Origin of the sequence: Micromonospora sp. NPDC051227 (genome assembly GCF_044455385.1) — a bacterium.
Taxonomy (GTDB): Bacteria; Actinomycetota; Actinomycetes; order Mycobacteriales; family Micromonosporaceae; genus Micromonospora.
Genome location: NZ_JBITET010000010.1, coordinates 197,346 through 214,934, shown reverse-complemented (window position 1 = coordinate 214,934; position 17,589 = coordinate 197,346). Strand labels below are relative to the sequence as shown.

Here is a 17,589-nt window from a genome sequence, read left to right as displayed (position 1 = left end):
ATGTCACCCCACAAGGCCGTCCGGAGGCACGGTCGGGGGCGGTCGGTAGGGTGCACGGCGTGCCGGACCATGCCGAACCGCCCCAGACCAGTCCGCCGGGCACCGCCGACCGCCGGGCGTCCCGACGCCCTGTCAAGGCGGTGCTCTTCGACTTCCACGGCACCCTGGCCCAGGTGGAGGACCCCCAGCGGTGGGTGCTGGAGGCCGCGGCGGCGTGCGGCGTCACCCTGGACCGGGTCCGCGCCACCTCGCTGGCCGACCGACTGCTGACCGCCGGCCGCGCCGGCGGGCCACTGCCGGCACGGGTGCCGCCCCGACTCGCCGAACTGTGGGCCGACCGGGACCTCTACCAACACGCCCACCGGGGCGCGTACACCGGGCTGGCCGAGACCGTCGACGCCGGCATCGACGGCTTCGCCGACGCGCTCTACGAGCGGCTGCTGACCACCGAGGGCTGGCTGCCGTACGCCGACACCGCCCCCACGCTGACCGCGCTGCGCGACGCCGGGGTGCCGGTGGCGGTGGTCAGCAACATCGGCTTCGACCTGCGGCCACACTTCGACGCCTGGGGGCTGACCGACCTGGTCGGCGCGTTCGTGCTCTCCTACGAGGTGGGGCGCTGCAAACCCGACCCGGCGATTTTCTGGCGTGCCTGCGGCATGCTGGGCGTCGACCCGGAGCAGACCCTGATGGTCGGTGACACCCCGGCGGACGCGGGCGCGGTGGCCGCCGGCTGCTCGGCGCTGGTGCTCCCGGCAGCCGAGCCGGGCCGGGAGAACGGGCTGGGCGCGGTGCTCGACCTCGCCCTACCAGGCTGACCGGCACTGGCCCGACCCGTGCCCACCGTTGGTCACGCCGGTGGACACCGCCGCAGGTCGGCCAGGGCGGACGGCCTACCGTCGTGCCCGTGACCGAGATCCTGCTGCCCACGACAGCGCCGACCGACACGCCACCGGCCCGGCGCGGTGGTGTCGTCGCGGTGGGGCTGGTGCTCGGCGGGGCCCTGTCGGTGCAGTTCGGCGCCGCCGTGGCCGCGTTGCTCTTCCCGCGTACCGGGGTGGCCGGCGCGGTGACCCTGCGGCTGACCATCGCGGCGCTGCTGCTGCTCATCGTGTGCCGGCCCCGCCTGCGCGGACACGACCGGTCGGCCTGGCTCGCGGCCGGCGCGTTCGGGCTGGCGCTGGCCGGCATGAACTCGCTGTTCTACCAGGCCATCGAACGCATCCCACTGGGCCCAGCGGTGACGCTCGAGGTGCTCGGCCCGTTGGCGCTGTCGGTGTTCTCCGCCCGCCGACTGGCCAGCTGGGGCTGGGCGGGGCTCGCACTGGCCGGGGTGGCGCTGCTCGGGCAGGGCGGCTTCGACCGGCTGAACCCGGTCGGGGTGGCCTTCGCGTTCGGCGCGGGCGCCATGTGGGCCGCGTACATCGTGCTGAGCGCCCGGGTCGGCGGCCGCTTTCCCGGCGCGGACGGGCTGGCCCTGGCGCTGACCGTCGCCGCGCTGGTCACCCTGCCGCTGGGCATTGTCGACGGCGGCGCGGTGCTGCTCGACCCGCCGGTGCTGGCCCTCGGCGGCGCCCTCGCCGTGCTCGCCTCCGGGCTGCCCTACACCCTGGAGCTGATGGCGCTGCGGCGGATGCCCACAGCCACCTTCGCGGTGCTGATGAGCCTCGGCCCGGCCGTCGCCACCCTAGCCGGCTGGCTGGTGCTGCGGCAGGAGTTGACAGTGCTGGAGTGCACCGCCATCGTGCTGGTGATCGCCGCCAGCATCGGCGCGGTACGGGTCAACGCAGCAGCCGCGCGGCGCCCGGAACCGCGCTGATCGTCACCGGCAGCTCCAGGGAGCGTTCCCCGTCGGCGTACGAGGTGATGCCCTCGGCGGCCAACTCCACAGTGCGGGCCCGGAAACTGCGCACCAGCGGGTGGCTGACGTGGGTGCCCTGGTAGATGCGCGGCTTCACCCGGATCAGGGTCCGCCGGTCGACCCGACCCGCCACCACCACGTCGAGCAGCCCGTCGGTCGGGTCCGCGTCGGGGCAGATCCGCATCCCACCGCCGTAGGTGGGGCAGTTGCCCACCGCCACAAGCACCGCGTCCAGGTCGTGCGGCACCCCGTCGAGGCGCAGCGTGTAGCGGCGTGGGCGCAGCCGCGCCAGCTCGACCAGGATCGCCAGGTCGTATCGACGCGGGCCGCGGGGCCAGCGCATCCGGTTGGCCCGCTCGTTGACGATCGCGTCGAACCCGGCCGCGAGGACCGCCCCGTACCAGCGCTCGACGCCGTCGACCCCTACCATCCGGGCCAGGTCGACCGGTTGACTGCGGCCGTCGCGCACCGCCTCGGCGATCACCGCCGCCGCAGCGAGGGGGTCGGCGGGGAAGCCGGTGTCCAGGGCGAAGTCGTTGCCGGTGCCGGCCGGGATCGGGCCGAACGGCACGTCGGTCCCGGCGACCGCCTGTAACGCCCGGTGCACGGTGCCGTCGCCACCGACCGCCACCAGCGCACCCGCGCCGTCCGCGACCGCCTGACGGCATGCCGCCTCCGCCTCGCCCGGGCTGGACGCCGACAGCAACCGAAGCGGCCGGCCCGCGTCGGCCAGCCCCTCCAACAACCGGGGCAGCAGGGCGCTGTACCGTCCCCGGCCGGCGGACGGGTTCGTGAGCACGGCCACCGGCCCACCGGCGAGCGGGGCGCGGTCGACAGGTTCACCGGCGACCGGGCCGGGCAGGTGATCGTCTGCGGTCACGGGCAGCACCGTACCGGCCGGACACCCGCCGTTCACCAGGGGTCGGTGCCGTCACCAACAGTTCCGCAGCCGGCGCGGGAGGTGACGCGACGACGCCGCCCCCGGAACACGGCGACGGCGTCGGTGGACCTGTCGGCGCGGGGCCGTCAGGTCATGTCGTCGTAGCGGCGTTCGATCGGCGCCGGTTTGGCGATCGGCTCGGGTTCGCCGATCGGCGCGCTCGAGTCGACCCGCTGCCCGGCCACGACCGGGTCCGCGTCGAACTCCAACGGCGACACCTCGTCGTCGTCGATGCCGGCGTAGATCTCCTTGCCCCGCCCACGCCGCTTGTCGTTGATGAACGCGATGCCCACCGCGCCGAAGTAGAGCGCGGAGAGACAGAGCGCCAGCGCGGTCATCCCGAACGGGTCCGGTGTCGGGGTGACCACGGCGGAGAACGCGAAGAACACGAAGATCGCCACCCGCCACCAGCTGAGCAGCCGCTTCGCGCTGGCGATGCCCACGAAGTTGAGCATCAGCACGATGAGCGGGAACTCGAACGCCACCCCGAACAACAGGATCAGGTTGGTGACGAAGGAGATGTACTTGGTGATCTCCAGTGTCGTGCTGATCTCGCTGTCGGAGATGCTGAGCAGGAACTCCAGGCCCTTGGCCGTGACGAAGTACGCGAGCACCGCGCCGGCCGCGAACAGCGGCGCCGCCAGGGCGGTGAAGAAGTACGCGTAGCGCCGCTCGTGCCGGTGCAGGCCGGGCGCGATGAACGCCCAGAGCTGGTAGAGCCAGACCGGCGCGGCCACGATCAACCCGACCCAGAGCGCGACCTTCAGTTGGAGCAGGAACAGGTCGGCCGGGCCGAGCTGAACGAACTCACACTTGCCGTTGACGACTCGGGCCTGCGGCAGGTCGCAGTAGGGCTGCTGGAGCAGGTGCAGCACCTCATCCGCCAGCCAGACACCGAGGCCGAACCCGATCAGGATCGCCACGGACGCGCGGAACAGACGGTTGCGCAGCTCACGGACATGCTCGATGAGCGTCATCGAGCCGTCGGCGGCCCGTTCGAAGGTGCTCGGGCCGCGTTTGCGCAGTGCGAAGGCCACGGGAGTGGGGCCTTTCGGTCAGTTGTCGCGGACGCGGTGCACCGGGTCGACGACCGGCTGCTGCGGCGGGGCCTGCTGGTACGGGGCCTGCTGCGGCTGGCCAGCGTACGGCGCCTGCTGCCCGGCGTGCGGCGGCAGCGGCTGGTAGCCGGCCTGCGCGTCGGCCTTCTCGGCGAGGTCGCGGTCGTCGTCCTGCAGGCTCTTGGTCTCGGCCTTGATGATCCGCAGCGACCGACCCAGCGAACGGGCCGCGTCGGGGAGCCGCTTCGCACCGAAGAGAAGGATCAGCACAACCACGAGAACAGCGATGTGCCACGGCTTGAGGGCACCCATGAGAAGCTCCAGTCGCTCTGTGTCCGGGGGGGTGGTACGCAGCCCATCGTACGTGCGGATCGGCTGCCCGCCACCCGCTGGGTGGTGGTGGTCTGGCCGGAAGGGTGAAGTCTTGACCAACCCGCGATGATCCGTCAACCACCGGCGGGTGCGTACCCGATCAGCCGCGCTTGGCCTTGATCACCGCGAGTCGCCGGGAGGTGGTGTCGAGCCGACGTTGGACTTCCTCGGCACGCCGTTGCAGCGCCTCGGCGGTTTCCCGCAGCGCCTCGGCCTCGGCGGCCCGCCCCTGCAACGCCACGGCGGCGCGCCGCAGTCGGGGCAGCCGGGCCAGCACCGGGCGCACGGCCAACGCGAGCGCCACGAGGGGTAGCAGCACCACCGCGAGCACGATCCAGATCAGCACGGCGGTCAGCCTACTGGGTGCGGCCGGCCACCGCCGGGTCACCCGACAGCGCGCGCTCCGGGTCGACCTCGGGCGGCCGGGGCACGGCCGTGGGCGTGGGCACGGCGTACGCGTCCAGCGCGGCGGCCGCCGTCGCCCGGACCTGCTCGGCCAACTCGACCGGGGCGACCACCGTCACCTCCGGGCCGAGGCCCAGCACGAACCGGCGGGCCCACCCCAGGTCGGTGACCCGCAGGGAGACGAGCCACTGGTCGCCGTCGCCGGCCTCCACCCGCTCGCACGGGTAGTACTCGGTGATCCACCGCTCGCCCCGGCCGATGCGCAGGGTGATCAGCGGCAGGTCGGCCGAGGGGCGGAACACGCCCTCGGTGAGGTCGTGCGGGACGGCCTGCGGCGGCACCGTGGCCCGCTCATCCAGCTCGATGACCGCGTCGATCCGGTCGGCGCGGAACAGCCGGACGGCCTCCGCGCGCCGACACCACGCCTCCACATACGCCCGGCCGCCGACCATCAGCATCCGCAGCGGGTCGATGACGCGCTCGGTGGTCTCGTCCCGGGCGACGGTGTAGTAGGTGATCCGCAGGGCCTTGCCGCCCTCCACGGCGGCGCGCAGCGCCTCGACCCGCGGCGTGTCCCCGGGTAACCGGACCGCCACCGGCGCGCCCACCAGGTCGCCCGCGGCCTCGATCTTGGCCAGGGCCCGTTCGACGGCCTCCCGGTTGGCCACCCCGGGCGTCTCGGCCAACATCCGCAGCGCCACGACCAGTGCCAGGGCCTCGTCGGGGGTCAGTCGCAACGGGCGGTCGATGCCGGCGTCGTAGGTGATGGTCACCCGGTCACCGTCGAACGCCATGTCGATCAGGTCACCGGGGCCGTACCCGGGGAGCCCGCACACCCAGAGCAGCTCCAGGTCCTCCCGGAGCTGGCGCTCGGTGACGCCCAGGTCACCGGCCGCCTCGGCGATCTCGATGCCGGGCCGGGCCAGCAGGTAGGGCACCAGGTTGAGCAGTCGGGCCAGCCGGTCGGCGGACGCGCGGGAACCGTTGCGGGCGGCCGGGCGGGTCACCGGGCACCCCCGCTGACGGCCAACTCGTCGTGGCGCACGGCGATCTCCTTGAGTCGTTGGATGACCGCCTCGCGGACCTCCGGTGGGTCGAGGACCCGCACGTCCGGGCCGTAGCCGACGAGATGACCGGCCAGCCCGTCCGGGTCGGCGTACGGCAGGACCAGCCGGTCGCCGTCCGGCCCGGCGGTCACCTCCACCGCCCAACGGCGCAGCCCGGCGGCCCGCCCGGGCGCGGCCAGCACGGTGGCCCGACCGGTGCGCTCCACCGGACCCGACCAGCGGGCCACGTGGCTGATCAGGTCGACGTTGGCCGGCGGCTCGTACGCACCGGGGGCGCCGGTCACCCGGACCGCGCCGACGACCCGGGACAGCCGGAAGCAGCGGGTCGCCTCCCGGTCCTGGTCGTGGCCGACCACATACCACCGGCCGCGCCAGCAGACCACGCCCCACGGTTGCAGTCGCCGCCGGCTGGGCGCGTCGCGGTCAGGCACCCGGTAGTCGAACCCCACCTCGCGGCGGTCCCGGGCGGCGGCGGTCAGCGGCGCGAACGCCGGGTCGACAGTGACCATCGGCTCCAGGCCGAGGGTCGCCTGCGGGTCCACGTCCACCCCGGCGGCACGCAGCTTGGCCAGCCCCGACGACGCGGCGGCGGCCAACCCGGCGTGCTGCCACAGCCGGGCGGCGATGCCGACCGCGGCGGCCTCGTCCGGTTCGAGGAGGATGTCGGGCAGCGCGTATTCGCGGTGGGCGATCCGGTAGCCGGGCTCGGCATCGAAGGCGCTCGCCGTGCCCGTCTCCAGTGGCACACCCAGCTCACGCAGCTCGGCCTTGTCCCGTTCGAACTTGCGCTGGAACGCCTCGTGGTCGCGCGCGTCGTCCGGATCGTGCTCGTAACCGGGCACGGTCGCGGCGATCTGCGCGGCGGTCAGGAACCGTCGCGTGGACAGCAGGCAGATCACCAGGTTGACCAGGCGTTCGGTGCGGGTCCGCGACACGCGGTAGACGCTAGCAGCCGAGCCGCCCACACCGTGCACCCACGCGGGCGTGCCGCACACTTGTTCGGATCGGACCTCCCCCGGCGCGTCGCCGTCGCCGGTCATAGGGTGATCCTCATGCCGCAAGCGGACGCCAGGCCCGAGAGCGAGAGCGTCGGCACCGTGGTCGTCGCCGGCGCCGCCAACCTCGCCATCGCGGTCGCCAAGCTGATCGCCGGGCTGATCTCCGGATCAGCGGCGATGCTCTCCGAGGCGGCGCACTCGGTCGCCGACACCACCACCGAGGTGCTGCTCTTCCAGGCGCTGCGCCGCGGTGCCCGCCCGGCCGACCAGCGACACCCCTTCGGGTACGGCAAGGAAAGCTACGTCTGGGCGTTCTTCGCGGCCATGTTCACGTTCGTCGCCGGCGCCGGTTTCGCCGTCACCCACGGCGTCACCACGATCCTGGTGCACGAGCACAGCGGCGACTACCTGCTCTCGTACATCGTGCTCGGAGTGTCGTTCGTCATCGAGTCGATCTCACTGACCCGGGCCGTGCGGCAGGTCCGCAGCGAGTCGCAGCGCTGGCGGACCACGCCTCGGCGGTTCCTGCGACTGACCGCCGACACCACCGTCAAGGCGGTCTTCCTGGAGGACAGCGCGGCGCTGATCGGTCTGGTGCTGGCCGGGCTCGGCGTCGGCCTGTCGCACGCCACCGGCGACGAGGTGTGGGACGGCGTCGCGTCGATCCTGATCGGGCTCCTGCTGCTGACTGTCGCCGGGGTCCTCGCCGGCAACAACCTGTCGCTGCTGGTCGGCCGGGCCGTCCCGGAGCGGCTGCGCCACGAGATCGAGCAGGATCTGGCCGGGCTGCCCGAGGTGGAGCGCATCGACACCCTGTTGACCATGCAGCTCGGCCCGCAGGACATCCTGGTCGCCGCGAAGGTCGACTTCCGCGACGAGGCCACCGGCGCGCAGATCGAGGCCACCGCCGACGAGGCCGAGCGGCGGCTCACGGAGCGGTACCCGGAGATCCGCTTCGTCTTCCTCGACCCCACCCGTTCGATGCCGGGCGCCACCAGCACCGCCCGGCACACCCAGGCCGGGCCGAGCCCCGACGCCGGCGGCCCCGAGCCGACCTGACCACACCCGGGCGCGGACCGCCAGGCCCGCGCGGCTAGCGTGCCCGTCATGGTGCGATGGCGTACGGGGACGGTGGCGACGCTGCGACGGCAGTGGACCGGGGCGGTGGAGCTGGACGTCGACCTGCCCGACGGCACGCGGATGCGGGCGCTGGCCTACCCGGAGCTGGTCGGCACGCCCGAGCCCGGCGACCGGGTGCTGCTCAACGCCGGCGCGCTGCTGATGGGCCTGGGCACCGGCGGGTACGCCCTGGTGGTCGCCCTGCCGGACCGGCTGCCGCCGGACCCGCCGGACGTCGCCGACACCCGCGACGCCGGGCACCTGGTCAAGGCCCGCTACACGCCGTTGCAGCCGATCCTCCTCGGCGTCGACGAGGAGGCCTCTCCGCACCGCGACGTGCTGGCCGACGCGGACGACCTCGGCGGCCTGCCGGTGGTCACCGCCGACCTGCACTCGGCGCTCCCGGCGATCCTGGCCGGCATCCGGGCCGACGCCCCGCAGGCGCGGGTGGCGTACCTGCTCACCGACGGCGGGGCGCTGCCCGCCTGGTTCTCCCGCACCCTCGCCGCGCTGCGGGCCGAGCTGGCCGGCACGATCACCGTCGGGCAGGCGTTCGGTGGCGATCTGGAGGCCACCACCCTGCACGGTGGTCTGCTCGCCGCCCGGCACGTGCTCCACGCGGACGTGGCGATCGTGGCTCAGGGCCCCGGCAACCTGGGCACCGGCACCCGGTGGGGCTTCTCCGGCGTCGCCGTCGGCGAGGCGATCAACGCGATCGCCACGCTGGGCGGAAAACCGGTCGGCTCGTTGCGTATCTCCGACGCCGACCCCCGCCCCCGACACCGGGGCGTGTCACACCACAGCCTCACCGCGTACGGTCGGGTGGCTCTCGCCCCGGCGGAGCTGGTGGTGCCCGAGGACCTGGCGCCTTCCCTCGCGGCCGAGGTGCTCGCGGCGCTGGCACCCCTGGCGGCCCGGCACCGGATCGTCCGGGTGCCCACCGACGGTCTGGACGCCGCGCTGCGGGCCAGCGCCGTGCCCCTGTCCACCATGGGCCGTGGCCTCGACGCCGACCGCGCGTACTTCCTGGCGGCAGCCGCCGCCGGCCGCCACGCCGCCACGCTCCTCCCCTGACCCCCGAGCCCGGTCGATCATGAAGTTATTGCCCGCCGCCTCTGCGTGTCATGGCCGGGGGTAGGGCACGGAGGTGGGGGTGGGGTGGTTAGGCCAGGAAGATCAGGGCTAGCCAGCCGCCCACGATGAGCACCAGCGCCAGGGCCAGCACCCAGGTCGGCACCGTGTATTCGCCGCGCCGGTTGCGTTCGACCTCGGCGCGGATCTTGTCTCGGCGGCGTTCGATCCAGTTCTGCCGCTCGGTGCCGCGCTCGGGGCGATCGGAAGGTCCAGAAGTCGTCATGGCGCGCTCAGCTTAACCGCTGAGTGCGCCGGGCTGACCGGCCCCGTCGGCGCAGCGCACCGACGGGGCCGGCCACCGGTCACATGCTGGCGATCAGCCGCTCCACCCGCTCGTCGTACGCCCGGAACGGGTCCTTGCAGAGCACGGTGCGCTGCGCCTGGTCGTTGAGCTTCAGGTGCACCCAGTCGACGGTGAAGTCCCGGCGCTTCTCCTGGGCGTGCCGGATGAACTCGCCCCGTAGCCGGGCCCGGGTGGTCTGCGGCGGGGTCTCCTTGGCCTCGAAGATCTCCGGGTCGGTGGCCACCCGGTCGACCTCGCCGCGGCGCTCCAGGAGCCCGTAGAGGCCCCGGCCACGGCGCACGTCGTGGTAGGCCAGATCCATCTGCGCCACCCTGGGGTGCGACAGCGGCAGGTCGTGCTTGCGCTGGTAGCGCTCGATCAGCCGCAGCTTGCTGACCCAGTCGATCTCCCGGGAGACCGGCTCAAGGTCGCCAGTCTCCACCGCGTTGAGCACCCGGCCCCACAGCTCGACGACCCGCTTGGCGGCCTGGTCGCCACCGCGTCGCTCGACGAACTCGGTGGCCTTGGCGAGGTATTCCTGCTGGATGTCCAGGGCGCTGACCTCCTTGCCGTTGGCCAACCGCACCTTGCGCCGGCCGGTGATGTCGTGCGACACCTCCCGGATGGCCCGGATCGGGTTCTCCAGGGACAGGTCGCGCATCACCACCCCGGCCTCGATCATCCGCAGCACGATGTCGGCGGTGCCGACCTTGAGCAGCGTGGTGACCTCGTTCATGTTGGAGTCACCGACGATCACGTGCAGCCGTCGGTAGCGCTCGGCGTCAGCGTGCGGCTCGTCGCGGGTGTTGATGATCGGGCGGCTGCGGGTGGTCGCCGAGGAGACGCCCTCCCAGATGTGCTCGGCCCGCTGCGAGAGGCAGTAGACCGCGCCGCGTGGGGTTTGCAGAACCTTGCCGGCCCCGCAGATCAACTGCCGGGTGACCAGGAACGGGATGAGCACGTCGGCGAGCCGGCCGAACTCGCCGTGCCGGGAGACCAGGTAGTTCTCGTGGCAGCCGTACGAGTTGCCGGCCGAGTCGGTGTTGTTCTTGAACAGGTAGATCTCACCCGCGATGCCCTCGTCGTGCAGCCGCTTCTCCGCGTCGACGAGCAGGCCCTCCAGGATCCGCTCGCCGGCCCGGTCGTGGGCGACGAGATCGGTCACCGAGTCGCACTCCGGTGTCGCGTACTCCGGATGCGACCCGACGTCCAGGTAGAGCCGGGCCCCATTGCGCAGAAAGACATTGCTCGACCGGCCCCAGGACACCACGCGACGGAACAGATACCGCGCGACCTCGTCCGGGGACAGCCGCCGCTGCCCGCGATAGGTGCAGGTGACGCCGTACTCGGTCTCGAGGCCGAAGATTCGCCGCTCCATGGTGTGACATTAGCCGCCCGGAGGCCCGGTTCGTCACTGTCAGACCACAGGTCGTGCCCCGAGCGCGGTCACATACCGGTTGAGTGCGACATTCCGTCCGGACCGAGACTGGCCACGAACCGCCGGCAGCTGTCGTACTCCGGAAGCAGGCCCCGCTCGCGCGCCTGCGCCAGAGTCGGCGCCGCGTCGTCGCGCGCGGACAGCAATGGAACGTCGGCGGGCCACTCGATGCCCAACTCCTCGTCCAGCGGGTGCACCGCGTGCTCGCCGGTCGGGTTGTAGGTGGCCGAGCAGAGATAGCTCAACGTCGCGTCGTCGGTCAACGCGCAGAACCCGTGCCCCAGCCCCTCGCTGAGGTAGACCGCCCGACGGTCGGTGTCGTCCAGTCGGACGCCCTCCCACCGACCGAAGGTCGGCGAGCCCACCCGCAGGTCCACGATCACGTCGAGGACCGCGCCCCGCACACAGGTGACGTACTTGGCCTGCCCGGGCGGGACGTCGGCGAAGTGGACGCCGCGCACCACGCCACGTGCGGAGACCGACAGGTTGGCCTGGGCCAGCCGCAGCGGATGCCCCACCACCTCGGCGAGCTTGTCGAAGCGGTACCACTCCATGAACATGCCGCGCGGGTCACCGTGCTGCTGGGGGATGATTTCCCAGGCGCCCTCGATGCTCAGCTCGCGGATCTTCACCAGGAGCCCCCGTCGTCGCCGCCCTTGTCGCTGAGCAGACCGAGCAGGTAGTTGCCATAACCGCTCTTGGTCAGCGGCTCGGCGAGCGCACGCAGCTGCGCGTCGTCGATCAGGCCGGCACGCCAGGCCACCTCCTCGACGCAACCGATCTTGAGACCCTGCCGCTCCTCGACCACCCGGACGAACTCGGCGGCCTGCATCATCGAGGTGAACGTGCCGGTGTCCAGCCAGGCGGTGCCCCGATCCAGCACCGTCACCGCCAGCTCCCCGGTCTCCCGGTACACCTCGTTGACCGCCGTGATCTCCAGCTCGCCGCGGGCGCTCGGGGTGAGCTTGCGGGCGATGTCCACCACCCGGTTGTCGTAGAAGTAGAGGCCCGGCACCGCGTAGCGGGACTTCGGGCGGGCCGGCTTCTCCTCGATCGAGAGCACTCGACCATCGGCGTCGAAGTCGACAACGCCGTACTCCTGCGGGTTGGCCACCTGATAGGCGAAGACCCGCCCGCCGACCGGGTCACCGTGGTCGGCGAGCTGCCGACCCAGACCCACGCCGTGGAAGATGTTGTCGCCGAGGACCAACGCCACCGACTCGGTGCCGATGAAGTCCGCGCCGAGGATGAACGCCTGCGCGATGCCCTCCGGGCGCTCCTGGCTGACGTACTCCAGCCGCAGCCCGAACTGGCTGCCGTCGCCGAGCAGCCGACGGAACTGGTCCTGGTCGTCCGGAGTCGTGATCACCAGGATCTCCCGGACCCCGGACATCACCAGGGTGGAGAGCGGGTAATAGATCATCGGCTTGTCGAAGACCGGCATCAGCTGCTTCGAGACCGCCCGGGTGATCGGCCAGAGCCGGGACCCGGTGCCGCCGGCAAGTAGGATTCCGCGCATCGGGGAAGCCTAACCGCACCCGGACACGTTGTGCGGGGGTCGCATACCAGGAGCCGCGCCGCCCGTCGCGTATACTTCCGGACCCGTGAGGATCCTCGTCACCGGCGGAGCCGGATTCATCGGGTCGGAGTACGTTCGTCTGCTGCTGGGCAAGCCCCTCGGCAGTGCGGACGGCGTGCCGCCACTCGAGCCGGCCGTCGTGACCGTGCTGGACAAGCTGACCTACTCGGGCAACCTGGCCAACCTCGAGCCCGTCCGCGACGACCCGCGACTGCGGTTCGTGCAGGGCGACATCTGCGACCCGGTCGTGGTCGACGAGGTGGTGGCCGAGCACGACGTGATCGTGCACTTCGCCGCCGAGTCACACGTCGACCGCTCGATCGCGGGCGCCGCGCCGTTCGTCACCACCAACGTGCTGGGCACCCAGACGCTGCTCGACGCGGCGCTGCGCCACGGCACCGGCCGATTCGTGCACGTTTCCACCGACGAGGTCTACGGCTCGATCGACGAGGGCTCCTGGACCGAGAGCTGGCCCCTCGCCCCCAACTCGCCGTACTCGGCATCCAAGGCCGGCTCCGACCTGCTCGCGCTGTCCTACCACCGCACCCACGGCATGGACGTGGTCGTCACCCGCTGCTCCAACAACTACGGCCCGTACCAGTTCCCCGAGAAGGTCATCCCGCTGTTCGTCAGCAACCTGCTCGACGGTGGCACCGTTCCCCTCTACGGCGACGGCGGCAACATCCGTGACTGGCTGCACGTGCACGACCACTGCCGGGGCATCGCCCTCGTCCAGCAGAAGGGCCGCGCCGGTGAGGTCTACAACATCGGCGGCGGCACCGAGCTGACCAACAAGGAACTCACCGGCCTGCTCCTGGACGCCTGCGGCGCCGGGTGGGACCGGGTCGTCCCGGTCACCGACCGCAAGGGCCACGACCGCCGGTACTCCCTCGACATCACCAAGATCAGCGAAGAGCTCGGCTACCACCCCAGCATCACCCTGGACCAGGGCCTCGCCGACACCGTCCGCTGGTACCGGGACAACCGCAGCTGGTGGGAACCCCTCAAGTCCGCGCCGACGGCATGACCCGAATCCTCGTCACCGGCGCGGGCGGGATGCTCGGCCGGGACCTGGTCACCGTGCTGGGTACACGGCCCGACCTCAAGGTGACCGCCGCCACCCGCGCCGACCTGGACGTCACCGACCGCGCGGCGGTCCACGCCGCCGTCGCCGGGCACGACCTGGTGATCAACGCGGCCGCGTGGACCAACGTCGACGCCGCCGAGGCCGACGAGGCCGCGGCGACCGCCGTCAACGGCCACGCCGTGGCCAACCTGGCCGCGGCGTGCGCCACCGACGGAACCCGGCTGATCCAGGTCTCCACCGACTACGTCCTCGCCGGCAACGCGGACACCCCGTACCCGGAGGACGCGCCCACCGCGCCGGTCAACGCTTACGGCCGCGGCAAGCTGGTCGGCGAACAGGCCGTCGCGCGGCTGCTGCCCGACACCGGGTACGTCGTGCGCACCGCCTGGCTCTACGGCGCGCACGGCCCGAACTTCGTGGCCACCATGCTCCGACTTGCCACCCAGCGCGAACACCTCGACGTGGTCGACGACCAACACGGCCAACCCACCTGGTCGTACGCGCTCGCCGAGCGGCTCGTCGCGCTCGCCGACGCCGCGCTGGCCGGTCACGCGACGCCCGGCGTCTACCACAGCACCTGCGCCGGGCAGACGACCTGGTACGGGCTGGCCCGCGCCGCGTTCACGCTGGCCGGACTGGACCCGGACCGGATCCGACCCACCACCAGCGACCGGTATCCGCGTCCCGCCCCCCGGCCTGCGTACAGTGTGCTAGGGCACAGCCGCTGGGCAGCCGTGGGTCTGCCCCCGCTTCCAGACTGGCACAGCGCCCTGGTTGACGCGTTCCACTCCCCCGCTCCACCCGCCCCGTGGAAGGTCGCATGAAGCTCACCCTCGTCACCGGCCTGACCGGCCTGCTGCTCCTCGGCACCATCGTCGAGCTGTTGCGCCGCCGTCAGCTGCGCGAGAAGTACGGCATGCTCTGGCTCGCCGTACTGATCATCGTGATTCCGCTGTCCCTCTTCCCCCGGCTGCTCGACAACGTCGCCGAACTCCTCGGCGTCGCCTCCGGTGTCAGCCTGGTGCTCTTCCTCGGCATCGTCTTCCTGCTGCTGGTGTGCGTACACCTCAGCTGGGAGGTCAGCGCCCTGGAAGAAGAGACCCGCACCCTGGCCGAAGACTTCGCCCTGCTCCGCGCTGAAATCGACGCGGACCGGGCAGCCCGAGACGAACTGGTGTCGACCGATGGTTAACGGCAAGCGCACACTGATCATCATCCCGGCTCTCAACGAGTCGGGCTCGATCGCTGACGTCGTCGGCGAGGTCCGTGGCGAACTGCCCGGCGTCGACGTGCTCGTCGTCGACGACGGCTCCACCGATCGCACCGCCGCCGTCGCCGCCGCCGCCGGAGCCTTGGTCGCCAAACTGCCGTACAACCTCGGCGTCGGTGGGGCCATGCGCCTCGGCTACCGCTACGCCCGGGACCACGACTACGACGTCGCCATCCAGATCGACGCCGACGGCCAGCACGACCCCCGGTACGTGCCGAAGCTCGTCGACCTGCTCGACGACAACGACCTCGTCATCGGCGCCCGCTTCGCCGGTGAGGGCGACTACAACGTCCGCGGCCCCCGCCGCTGGGCGATGGTGATGCTCTCCGCCGTGCTGTCCCGCGTCGCCCGCACCAAGCTCACCGACACCACCTCCGGCTTCCGGGCCGCCAACCGGCGGGTCATCGAGATGTTCGCCGGCTGGTACCCGGCCGAGTACCTCGGCGACACGGTGGAGACCCTGGTGCACACCGCCCGCCGCGGCTACCGCATCCGCCAGGTGCCGGTCGCCATGCGCAAGCGGATGGCTGGCACACCCAGCCACTCCCCCGCCAAGGCGATGGTCTACCTCGGCCGCGCGTTCGCCGTTCTCACGCTGGCGCTCATCCGCCGGTGATCCGACGGCTACTGAGCCTGGTCCCGCCCGGCACCGTCGCTGTCGGTGCCGGGCTGGCCCTTCTCGGGCTCGCCTCCTACGTTCACCTCGCAGTCGCCGGCCACAGCCTCAGCCAGGCCGACTACTCGTCCCTGTCGGTGCTCTGGTCGATCGTGTTCACCCTCGGCATCGGCGTGTTCATGCCGATCGAGCAAGAGGTCGCCCGGGTCGTCGCCGCCCGACACAGCCAGGGCCTGCCCCCCGGGCCGGTACTGGCCCGCGGCGTCACCGTCGCCGCCGTGATGCTCGCGGTGCTGGTGTTGGCCGTCACCATCGGCCGTCAGCCGCTCGCCGACAAGCTCTTCGCCGGTGACGGCAACCTGGTCACCGTGCTGATCGGCGCGCTCGCCGCGATGGCCGTCGCCTACGCCACCCGAGGCGTCCTCTCCGGCCTGCAACTGTTCCCCTGGTACGGCGCTCAACTCGGGATCGACGGCGGCCTGCGGATCATCATGGTCGCCCTGCTCGGGCTGGCCGGAGTGACGTCACCCGTCTGGTACGGGCTCGTGCTCGTCGCCGCCCCACTGGTCAGCGTCCTGCTCACCCTGCCGCCGGTGCTGGGCGCCATCGGCGGAGGCCCGCCGGTGGCCTGGGCCACCCTGCTACGCGGCCTCGGCCTGCTCACCGCCTCCAGCCTGCTCTCCCAGGTCGTGGTGAACATCGGCGTGATCAACGTGCAGCTACTCGCCCCCTCCGACGCGGCAGCCGCCGGCGCACTACTCTCCGCCCTCGTGCTGGTCCGCATCCCCCTGTTCGTCTTCGGCTCCCTCCAGGCGTCACTGCTGCCCGGCCTGGCCACCACCGCCACCACCGGCGACCAGGCCGGCTTCCACAGCCTGCTGCGCCGGGCGCTCGGCATCGTCACCGCACTCGGCCTCACCGGCGCCCTCGGCGCCGTGCTGCTCGGCCCATGGTTGGTCGGCACTCTCTTCGACGCACCCGGCGTTCTCGGCCACGGCGACTTTGCCTGGTTGGCGGCCGCCACGCTCGCCTACCTGTGGGCGATGGTGCTCGGTCAGGCCCTACTCGCCCTCGACCGGCACCGCGCCCAGGCCCTCGCCTGGACCGCCGGCGTCGCCGCCCTGATCGCCGTGACGCTGATCCCGGCTCCGGTCACCCTCCGAGTCGAACTGGCGTACACCATCGGCTCAGTCATCGTGGCGGCCACCATGGCGATGCTGCTGCTGCGCGGCGGCGTCCGTCGAGCCACCACCCCCACCCGGCCGCTCGCCGAGGCCGTCGCCCCTGCCGCATCCGGAGGCATCCGATGACCCGACCCCGGGTGAGCGCCGTCATGCTCGCCTACGGCCCGGAGCCGTACCTCGTCGACGCCGCCCAGGCGGTGCTGGCCAGCACCGACGTCGAGATCGATCTCATCGTCGTCGACAACGGCTGCACCGGGGACGGCATCGACATCGTCAAGGGCCTCCCCGGGGTGCGGGTGATCCGACCGGAGGAGAACACCGGCTACTCCGGCGGCTGCCGGGTCGGCGCGGCCGAGGCCACCGGTGACTGGCTCGCGTTCGTCAACTCCGATGCCGTCGTCGCACCCGACGCCCTGGCCAAGACCACCGCCGTAGCCGCCGAAGCGGGCGTCGGCGCGGCCATGGCGTCCATCCGGTTGGCCGACACTCCCGAGCTGATCAACACAAGCGGTAACCCGCTGCACTTCACCGGCCTCTCCTGGGCCGGCGGCAACGGCGAACCGGCCAGCAACCACGCCGAGCGGCGGGCCGTGCCCTCCCTCAGCGGCTGCTGCTTCGTGATCAGCCGGCGACTCTGGCGCGAGCTCGACGGCTTCGCCGCCGAATACTTCGCGTACCACGAGGACACCGAACTCAGCCTGCGACTGTGGCAGCGCGGACTACGACTGGAGTACGTGCCGGACGCCGTCGTGCGTCACCACTACGAGTTCTCCCGCAACGCCCTGAAGCTTTACCTGGTCGAGCGAAACCGACTGGTCACCCTGCTCACCGCCTACGAGGCGCGGACACTCGTGGTGCTCGCCCCGGCACTGCTACTCACCGAGGCCGCCATGCTCACCGCCGCGGTCGTCGGCGGCTGGTCCCGCCAGAAGCTGCGGGGTTGGGGCTGGTTGTGGCGCAACCGCGACTGGGTTCGCGGCCGTCGACGGCAGCTGCAGGCCGAACGCCGGGTGCCGGACGGGGTCATCGCGGAGCTGATGACCGGTCGGGTCACCCCGTCCGGTGTGCCCACCACGCCCGGCCTGGGAGCGTTCAACGCCGTCGCCGGCGGTTACTGGGCCCTGGCCCGGCCTCTGTTGCGCCGAGGATGACCGCTGGTGCCGGCCCCGGACACGGGC

General features: G+C 72.2%; 20 protein-coding genes. 10 read left to right on the top strand and 10 right to left on the bottom strand.

Annotated elements, in window-relative coordinates:
- Positions 1-59 precede the first annotated feature (59 nt).
- Both ACIA47_RS23940 and ACIA47_RS23935 read left to right on the top strand, forming a co-directional pair.
- Positions 60-818, top strand: coding sequence for an HAD family hydrolase (locus tag ACIA47_RS23940; protein WP_396710785.1), 759 nt, complete (start codon positions 60-62; stop codon positions 816-818).
- 83 nt (positions 819-901) lie between these two features.
- Positions 902-1,819, top strand: a complete 918-nt coding sequence (locus ACIA47_RS23935) for an EamA family transporter (RefSeq protein ID WP_396710783.1) — start codon at positions 902-904, stop codon at positions 1,817-1,819.
- On the opposite strand, the gene ACIA47_RS23930 is transcribed toward ACIA47_RS23935, so the two are convergent.
- The 6 genes from ACIA47_RS23930 to ACIA47_RS23905 form a co-directional block, all read right to left on the bottom strand.
- Positions 1,782-2,723, bottom strand: a complete 942-nt coding sequence (locus ACIA47_RS23930; protein WP_396710824.1) for a diacylglycerol kinase — start codon at positions 2,721-2,723, stop codon at positions 1,782-1,784. The genes ACIA47_RS23935 and ACIA47_RS23930 overlap by 38 nt on opposite strands.
- Before the next feature lie 164 nt (positions 2,724-2,887).
- Entirely contained in the window at positions 2,888-3,838 is a 951-nt protein-coding gene (gene tatC, locus ACIA47_RS23925) for a twin-arginine translocase subunit TatC (protein ID WP_203120743.1), read from the bottom strand.
- Positions 3,839-3,856: 18 nt separating this feature from the next.
- A complete protein-coding gene (gene tatA / locus ACIA47_RS23920; protein WP_124855346.1) occupies positions 3,857-4,171 on the bottom strand; it encodes a Sec-independent protein translocase subunit TatA in 315 nt (104 codons plus the stop codon).
- Between the two features lie 160 nt (positions 4,172-4,331).
- The gene (locus ACIA47_RS23915) at positions 4,332-4,577 is read right to left on the bottom strand and encodes a hypothetical protein (RefSeq protein WP_396710781.1); all 246 of its coding nucleotides are present in this window, start codon (positions 4,575-4,577) and stop codon (positions 4,332-4,334) included.
- Between the two features lie 10 nt (positions 4,578-4,587).
- Positions 4,588-5,643, bottom strand: coding sequence for a helix-turn-helix transcriptional regulator (locus ACIA47_RS23910; RefSeq protein ID WP_396710779.1), 1,056 nt, complete (start codon positions 5,641-5,643; stop codon positions 4,588-4,590).
- Entirely contained in the window at positions 5,640-6,638 is a 999-nt protein-coding gene (locus ACIA47_RS23905) for a YafY family protein (protein ID WP_091408906.1), read from the bottom strand. Before ACIA47_RS23905 ends, ACIA47_RS23910 begins: the two co-directional genes overlap by 4 nt.
- Positions 6,639-6,755: 117 nt before the next feature.
- On the opposite strand from ACIA47_RS23905, the gene ACIA47_RS23900 reads away from it, so the two are divergent.
- Positions 6,756-7,760 carry a cation diffusion facilitator family transporter gene (locus ACIA47_RS23900; protein ID WP_203120749.1) on the top strand — a complete coding sequence of 335 codons (1,005 nt, stop codon included), beginning with the start codon at positions 6,756-6,758 and terminating at the stop codon, positions 7,758-7,760.
- 48 nt (positions 7,761-7,808) lie between these two features.
- A complete protein-coding gene (locus tag ACIA47_RS23895) occupies positions 7,809-8,894 on the top strand; it encodes a DUF3866 family protein (protein ID WP_396710776.1) in 1,086 nt (361 codons plus the stop codon).
- 88 nt (positions 8,895-8,982) lie between these two features.
- Here ACIA47_RS23895 and ACIA47_RS23890 read toward each other — a convergent pair whose 3' ends face one another.
- The 4 genes from ACIA47_RS23890 to rfbA all read right to left on the bottom strand — a co-directional run bounded on the left by ACIA47_RS23890 (position 8,983) and on the right by rfbA (position 12,194).
- Positions 8,983-9,177 (bottom strand): hypothetical protein, encoded by a 195-nt coding sequence (locus ACIA47_RS23890; RefSeq protein ID WP_396710774.1) that lies wholly within the window; start codon positions 9,175-9,177, stop codon positions 8,983-8,985.
- Between the two features lie 79 nt (positions 9,178-9,256).
- Positions 9,257-10,615 (bottom strand): Pup--protein ligase, encoded by a 1,359-nt coding sequence (pafA, locus tag ACIA47_RS23885; RefSeq protein ID WP_088989658.1) that lies wholly within the window; start codon positions 10,613-10,615, stop codon positions 9,257-9,259.
- 68 nt (positions 10,616-10,683) lie between these two features.
- Complete coding sequence (rfbC, locus tag ACIA47_RS23880) at positions 10,684-11,307, bottom strand: dTDP-4-dehydrorhamnose 3,5-epimerase (RefSeq protein ID WP_091408691.1); 624 nt, start codon at positions 11,305-11,307, stop codon at positions 10,684-10,686.
- Complete coding sequence (gene rfbA / locus ACIA47_RS23875) at positions 11,304-12,194, bottom strand: glucose-1-phosphate thymidylyltransferase RfbA (protein WP_396710771.1); 891 nt, start codon at positions 12,192-12,194, stop codon at positions 11,304-11,306. The genes rfbC and rfbA overlap by 4 nt, the downstream gene beginning before the upstream one ends.
- An 85-nt stretch (positions 12,195-12,279) precedes the next feature.
- Here rfbA and rfbB point away from each other — a divergent pair, with 85 nt between their 5' ends.
- Genes rfbB through ACIA47_RS23845 form a run of 6 tightly spaced genes read left to right on the top strand, consistent with a single transcriptional unit; the run spans position 12,280 to position 17,562 of the window.
- A complete protein-coding gene (gene rfbB, locus ACIA47_RS23870) occupies positions 12,280-13,281 on the top strand; it encodes a dTDP-glucose 4,6-dehydratase (RefSeq protein WP_396710769.1) in 1,002 nt (333 codons plus the stop codon).
- Positions 13,278-14,165, top strand: coding sequence for a dTDP-4-dehydrorhamnose reductase (gene rfbD / locus ACIA47_RS23865; RefSeq protein WP_203120186.1), 888 nt, complete (start codon positions 13,278-13,280; stop codon positions 14,163-14,165). The genes rfbB and rfbD overlap by 4 nt, the downstream gene beginning before the upstream one ends.
- A complete protein-coding gene (locus ACIA47_RS23860) occupies positions 14,162-14,533 on the top strand; it encodes a DUF2304 domain-containing protein (RefSeq protein WP_112587313.1) in 372 nt (123 codons plus the stop codon). Before rfbD ends, ACIA47_RS23860 begins: the two co-directional genes overlap by 4 nt.
- Positions 14,526-15,227, top strand: coding sequence for a glycosyltransferase family 2 protein (locus tag ACIA47_RS23855; RefSeq protein ID WP_112587315.1), 702 nt, complete (start codon positions 14,526-14,528; stop codon positions 15,225-15,227). Before ACIA47_RS23860 ends, ACIA47_RS23855 begins: the two co-directional genes overlap by 8 nt.
- Positions 15,224-16,537: a lipopolysaccharide biosynthesis protein gene (locus tag ACIA47_RS23850; RefSeq protein WP_396710767.1), complete on the top strand. Its 1,314-nt coding sequence runs from the start codon at positions 15,224-15,226 to the stop codon at positions 16,535-16,537. Before ACIA47_RS23855 ends, ACIA47_RS23850 begins: the two co-directional genes overlap by 4 nt.
- A complete protein-coding gene (locus ACIA47_RS23845; RefSeq protein ID WP_203120188.1) occupies positions 16,534-17,562 on the top strand; it encodes a glycosyltransferase family 2 protein in 1,029 nt (342 codons plus the stop codon). Before ACIA47_RS23850 ends, ACIA47_RS23845 begins: the two co-directional genes overlap by 4 nt.
- Positions 17,563-17,589: the final 27 nt, after the last annotated feature.